The sequence below is a fragment of the Sporosarcina sp. ACRSM genome, from assembly GCF_022346545.1.
In the GTDB taxonomy this organism is placed as follows: Bacteria; Bacillota; Bacilli; order Bacillales_A; family Planococcaceae; genus Sporosarcina.
In genome coordinates, this window is the sequence record NZ_JAKRNU010000022.1 from 1 (window position 1) to 5,800 (window position 5,800).

At 39.8% G+C, this 5,800-nt stretch carries 3 protein-coding genes and 3 tRNA genes; all 6 read left to right on the forward strand.

From position 1 onward, the window contains the following. Positions 1 to 33: 33 nt before the first annotated feature. The 6 genes from MHZ95_RS20640 to MHZ95_RS20665 all read left to right on the forward strand — a co-directional run bounded on the left by MHZ95_RS20640 (position 34) and on the right by MHZ95_RS20665 (position 5,354). A tRNA-Asp gene (locus tag MHZ95_RS20640) sits at positions 34 to 109 on the forward strand. Positions 110 to 132: 23 nt separating this feature from the next. Then, positions 133 to 208, forward strand: a tRNA-Phe gene (locus MHZ95_RS20645). A 7-nt stretch (positions 209 to 215) separates the two neighbouring features. Next, positions 216 to 287 (forward strand) — tRNA-Glu (locus MHZ95_RS20650). A 1,437-nt stretch (positions 288 to 1,724) separates the two neighbouring features. Further along, positions 1,725 to 3,308, forward strand: a complete 1,584-nt coding sequence (locus MHZ95_RS20655) for a BCCT family transporter (RefSeq protein WP_239392677.1) — start codon at positions 1,725 to 1,727, stop codon at positions 3,306 to 3,308. Positions 3,309 to 3,330: 22 nt separating this feature from the next. After that, positions 3,331 to 4,869 (forward strand): HAL/PAL/TAL family ammonia-lyase, encoded by a 1,539-nt coding sequence (locus tag MHZ95_RS20660; protein WP_239392678.1) that lies wholly within the window; start codon positions 3,331 to 3,333, stop codon positions 4,867 to 4,869. A 203-nt stretch (positions 4,870 to 5,072) separates the two neighbouring features. Next, a complete protein-coding gene (locus MHZ95_RS20665) occupies positions 5,073 to 5,354 on the forward strand; it encodes a thiamine pyrophosphate-dependent enzyme (protein WP_239392679.1) in 282 nt (93 codons plus the stop codon). The last annotated feature ends 446 nt before the right edge of the window (positions 5,355 to 5,800 follow it).

Genomic DNA, 5,800 nt, shown 5'->3' on the forward strand with positions numbered 1-5,800 from the left:
TCGCAGGTTCAAATCCTGCCCCCGCAACCAAATGGTCCCGTGGTGTAGCGGTTAACATGCCTGCCTGTCACGCAGGAGATCGCCGGTTCGATCCCGGTCGGGACCGCCATTTTTTTAAAAATACATAAAAGTGGCTCAGTAGCTCAGTCGGTAGAGCAAAGGACTGAAAATCCTTGTGTCGGCGGTTCGATTCCGTCCTGAGCCACCATAATTTTGGCCCCTTGGTCAAGCGGTTAAGACACCGCCCTTTCACGGCGGTAACACGGGTTCGAATCCCGTAGGGGTCATACAAGAAAAAATATCCTATCAGGTTATTCGTAGACTTGATAGGATATTTTTTTCTGTTTTTATCAAACTCTATAATCTGTTAGTCGTTTCTTCCGCCATGGAAGAATTAAACTTATCAATCTTACAGTTTGTAATAAACATGATGTAAACAAGCCCAAAGAGTCTGGTACCGATGGGGAAGAGGGAGGTCATACCCGTTCACAAGCAGGGAAGTAAAGCTCTTTAGCGTCGATGGTAGTAGGGTGGCTTCCCCTTTTGAGAGAGTAGGACGACGCCTTTGGAAAGGACTATCAAATCAGATAGTAAAGAGTTTTTAGCATTCAGAGTATTGAAAGGTCCAGAAATAAAAAAGAAAAATATTTTCAGGAAAATGTTGACTTTATGTGCAGTCTATCCTATAATAATAAATGTCTTAAAAGTATTGGTGTTTGGAACATGTCTCAGTAGCTCAGCTGGATAGAGCAACGGCCTTCAAGAATAGGAGCCTTTACAAGGAAAGAGAACTTGTAAAGTGGACGACACCGTATCGGTGAAACCTTAACAGATCATGCTGATGGCAATACCGAGGAAACTTACGATCTTTATTTACATAATTAAGATCGAGGAAATTCAAAGGTCCGGTTAATCCGGAGGTAGAAATTCCGAAGTATAATCTTTAGATTATCGTGAGGTTCCGTAGAGACTAAACGTGTCGCACCTGAAATGGTGAAGTTATAGTCCAGACTACAAACAGTCATTGCTGGTGGCGAAAGCCATAGTGGTAAGCTAAGCCGTCGGTCGGGGGTTCGAATCCCTCCTGGGACGTAATGGAAACTACGAGCAACTCAATAGCTTCAACAGTTTGACGTAGTAAGGTATTCTAACTTTTGAAAAATAACCTTAAAAATCGTCAACAAAAATCAACCTCCCAAATTATATTTGGGAGGTTTTTTGTGACCAAAAGAACTGTTTTATTCGATGTTTCAATTAAAACTGATTTATTGCCGCCGAAGGAATCAGCACTAAAAGGAATGACTGTGAAAAAAGCATTGACCACTATAGCGTGAGTATGCTGTAACCCGTGCATCATTATCGATTTCAACTTTTGCCGTTTCAACATAGCTTTAAGTTGATCGTTTTTTTTTGAAAAAAACTAAAGAAGTAAAATTAATTATAAAAAAATGAAATAAATATATTGTTGTGAGATATTCTATAAAAAAATCATCAAACTATAAAAAAATATTAGAAATTCCACTATATAATGAAAATACGGAATAGGCGAGGTGATTTGAATGAAAGCGATTTCAAAATAAAGTGATGACATTAAAGCATGACCGTAAAAAGTAACACCAGAAATTATCCAACAAGCAATTACAAGCTTGTCTAGGGGGAGGCCAAATTTGCTTCCAATAATCATTTGTCGGCTGACTTAAATAGTCGAGAACAGGGGTGATTTGATGCTGTTAAAAAATGAAAAAGTGAATGCTAAGAAATTAATGGAAAAAAACAAACGGAAAACGCGGAAAGGCGTATTTTTGCCAGCATTTCTGGTTGTAGGTGGTGGCGCTGTTCTTGGAATTGTAAACAATCAATTATTGACGGACATTTCTATGAACGGTTTTGTCGGATCTTTGCGCGGACTTGGTTGGCTCTATCAGATTATCTCGATTGTAGCATTAATTATTGTAAGTCTAGTGACATTTTCAAAAATCGGCAACGTTCGCTTAGGGGGAGAAGACGCCAAGCCTAAATTTCATTTCGGCGCTTGGTTCGCGATGGCATTAACTGGTGGAATTGCAACCGGTGTTATTACTTACGGGGTCAATGAACCTATTATTTACTTTAACAGTATTTATGGAGAAATGGAGAAAACTGGCGTAGAACCTGGTACTTCACTTGCAGCGATATATGCGATGGGACGTAGCTTTTACAATTGGTCCTTCATTCCCTACGCAATGTATTCGCTAAGTGGTCTAGTCGTCGCTTATATGTACTTTAATCGAAAGACATCATTATCCGTATCCGCAACGTTAATACCATTGTTTGGAGAAAAGGTAACGAAGGGGATTTGGACAAGCATCATCGATACATTAGCTGTACTAGCTATTGCACTTGGCTTAGCGTCTTCGCTAGGTGCAGGACTTGCATTGGTCGGTTCAGGGTTAGAAGCGACATATGGGATTCAACAAGGGCCTCTCGTTTGGCTCATTCTCACCATCATTATTACGGTTACGTTTACACTTTCTTCGCTTAAGGGATTAGATAAAGGAATCCGCATCTTGTCGGACGTCAATGCGAAAGTGTTTTACGTGCTGCTTATTGTCCTTGTTGTGATTGGACCAACATTGTATATTTTTCGCACATCTACCGCTGGTTTAGGGTACTGGCTACAAAATTTCTGGCAATGGGGGTTAGACCCGATCGATTTAGGTGGAGAGGCTCTCGTGATGTGGTGGACTTTATACGATTGGGCGATTTGGATTGCATATGCGCCGTTAATGGGCATCTACCTTGCCGTTATTTCACACGGCCGCACTATACGACAATTTATGATTGTTAACTGGATCTTACCTGCCGTCTTTAGTGTTATTTGGTTTGGTATTTGGGGTGGAACGGCTTTACACTGGCAACAAAACAAAATTGTCGATTTAGCTAGCACAATCAAAAATAGTGGAGCGGTAGCAGGGTTATGGTCGTTTTTAGGTCACATGCCTTTCGGTTCAATTATAATTCCGGTCTTAATGCTAACGTTAATCCTTTCATTTGCAACAGCTGCAGATTCAATGGTACGAACAATTAGTGTTTTGTGCACAGTGAATATTAGACATGATGAAGAACCAGCGCAATGGAAAAAACTTATTTGGGCACTGTCTATTGCAATCATTGGTTTTGTAATGGTAACTTTTGCTGGTGGTGCACAAGGAGTGGACGGTGTAAAGTATCTAGCAGCATTAGGCGGCTCAACCGTACTTTTTGTCTTTGTACTGCAAGTGATTTCTGCTATTAAAATGTTCTTCTTCGATAAAGTGGAAAAGGGATAATAAATAGGGAAGGGAGAAGCAGATGAACGCCAAAAATATTAAAAAAGTAACACTTGGTAACCAGTTGACACTTGAAGAATTTGTGGCTGTTGCCCGTTTTAATGCCGTTGTTGAATTTTCCGATGACTATCTCCAACGGGTAGACCGATCTCACCGACTTGTAGAAAAGTGGATAAAAGAGGGCAGGGTGATGTATGGGCTCAACACGGGATTCGGCTCACTGTCGACAGAATTGATATCGCAGGAAAAAACAGCTCAATTACAAAGGAATATACTATTATCCCATGCGACATCAGTTGGAGAACCTTTGAATGAAGAAGCTGTCCGTGCTACTATGCTCATGGTCTTACAAAATTTAGGGCAAGGCTATTCAGGGGTTCGGATCGAAACGTTGGAAATGTATCGGCAGTTTTTGAATCTTCGTCTAACCCCTTTTTCTCCGGGAGAAGGTTCTGTTGGTTATTTAAGTCCGGAAGCGCATATGGCGCTGGTGCTGATTGGAGAAGGAAAAGCTTATATAAATGAAGAGCTGTTGCCGTCAAGTGATGCGTTGTCAAAGGTGGGACTAGAACCGATTGTTCTTTCAGCAAAAGAGGGATTGGCACTTATTAGTGGAACAACCACTTCTACAGGGATTGGAGCGCTGGCACTTTACGATATGTTAAAAGCAGCGAAGGCAGCCGATATAATTGGTGCAATGACCCTCGAAGTGTTAAGAGGGACGACGCGCGCTTTTGATGACCGATTGATGAGCGTTCGTCCCCATGACGAGCAAAAAAATACGGCAGCAAACGTAAGGAAAATCTTAAATGATTCTATGATTGCTAAAGAGTCCTTAGATCATCGCTTGCAAGATGCACTGTCACTGCGGGCTATTCCTCAGCTACATGGAGCTGCTAAGAAAACGCTGAAGGATGCATTGAAAACGTTCGAGATTGAGATTAATGCTTGTTCAGATAACCCGATATTATGGCCAGATAGTGAAAATGCTGGAGCAATTTCAGGAAGTAATTGCGATTCCTCATATATTGGCATCGAATTGGATTCCTCGTGTATTGCTGCCACGGCCATTGGTAAAATGTCAGAGCGGCGAAATAATCGTCTCATAAATGGAAATCTTTCTGGCTATCCGTCATTTCTTATGAAAAATGCAGGACTAAACTCTGGATTAATGATTCCGCAGTATACACAAGCCGGACTTTTAAATGAAATGAAAATATTATCATATCCAGCAACCGTCGATACGATTCCTACTTGTGCTGATCAAGAGGATTATGTATCTATGGGATACAATGCGGCTAAAAAAGCACTTGAAGTGGTTAAGAAGCTCGAGTATGTCTTAGCAATCGAATTATTATCAATATATTACGCACATCATTTCATAGAAAGCGATATATCGCCGGGTTCTGCTACAAAAGCAGTTTTAACTCACATTGCTCAAAATGTGCCTCAAGTTGAAGAAGACACATATCTTTATCCGCATATAGAGACATTAAGAGAGATGATTCGCTTTAATGAAATTATTGATTGCGTAGAAGATTTAACTGGAAAATTATATTAGAAAGATCGATCAAGTTGATATGACAATGAAACTTATCGTATATGCAATAGATGCTGGGACAAAACCCACCTCAATAATGAAAAAGCCTTGAAATTTACGCGTAGTAAAATTTCAAGGCTTTGTTTTTTTAGATGCAAAAAGGATACACTCTAAATAAAATTGAGTGTCCCACTACCGAACTTTACAGAGAAAGAAGTGTTCTTATGTTTAAAGATTATAACATGAATCAACTAACATTGCCTTTAGATTTAGATGATGATTCAAGAGTGATTACAATCAACGGGGATGGAGGCATTTGTTTTGGAATTAGTGAGCTTGCTACATTATCTCACTTTAATCTTAAAGCAACACATATCATTTTAAATAATGGATCATTGGAATGGGTGAAGTATATACAGAAAATGCATTATGGTAGCCGCTTTATGCCTTCGAATGTTCCTAATATCGATTTTGCTACGGTCACTACCAGGTGTATTAAAATTTAAACAGGCGACATTTAAGTGGATTGCACCCTAGCGGAACATTTTTTGAAATAAAGGTTGCAAACGATAGAGTTAGATGATATATTATTAAACGTCGCATTTGCGAGTGAGCAAAACGACAAAGATTATAATTGGTTGTTGACTAACTAATATGAGAATGTTAAGATAGACAACCTTGCTTTTCTAAAGCACGAAAGCAAGAAAAAATAACGAAAAGTTGTTGACACCAAATCAACAAAGTGATAAGATATAAGAGTTGCTGCTGAAACGCAGTAACGACATGAACCTTGAAAACTGAACAGCAAAACGTTAACAAATACAGTTTGTCGAACCGACCCTGTCGGGGAACACAAACACAAACGAATCTTCGGATTCAAAGTCAGCAAGAAATGAGCTATTCATTTTCTTCTTTTATGGAGAGTTTGATCCTGGCTCAGGACGAACGCTGG

What these genes read in the sequence shown, in the direction of transcription:
- MHZ95_RS20655 (WP_239392677.1), top strand. Translation starts at nt 1,725, where the DNA reads ATGCTGTTAAAAAATGAAAAAGTGAATGCTAAGAAATTAATGGAAAAA.
- MHZ95_RS20665 (WP_239392679.1), top strand. Translation starts at nt 5,073, where the DNA reads ATGTTTAAAGATTATAACATGAATCAACTAACATTGCCTTTAGATTTA.
- MHZ95_RS20660 (WP_239392678.1), top strand. Translation starts at nt 3,331, where the DNA reads ATGAACGCCAAAAATATTAAAAAAGTAACACTTGGTAACCAGTTGACA.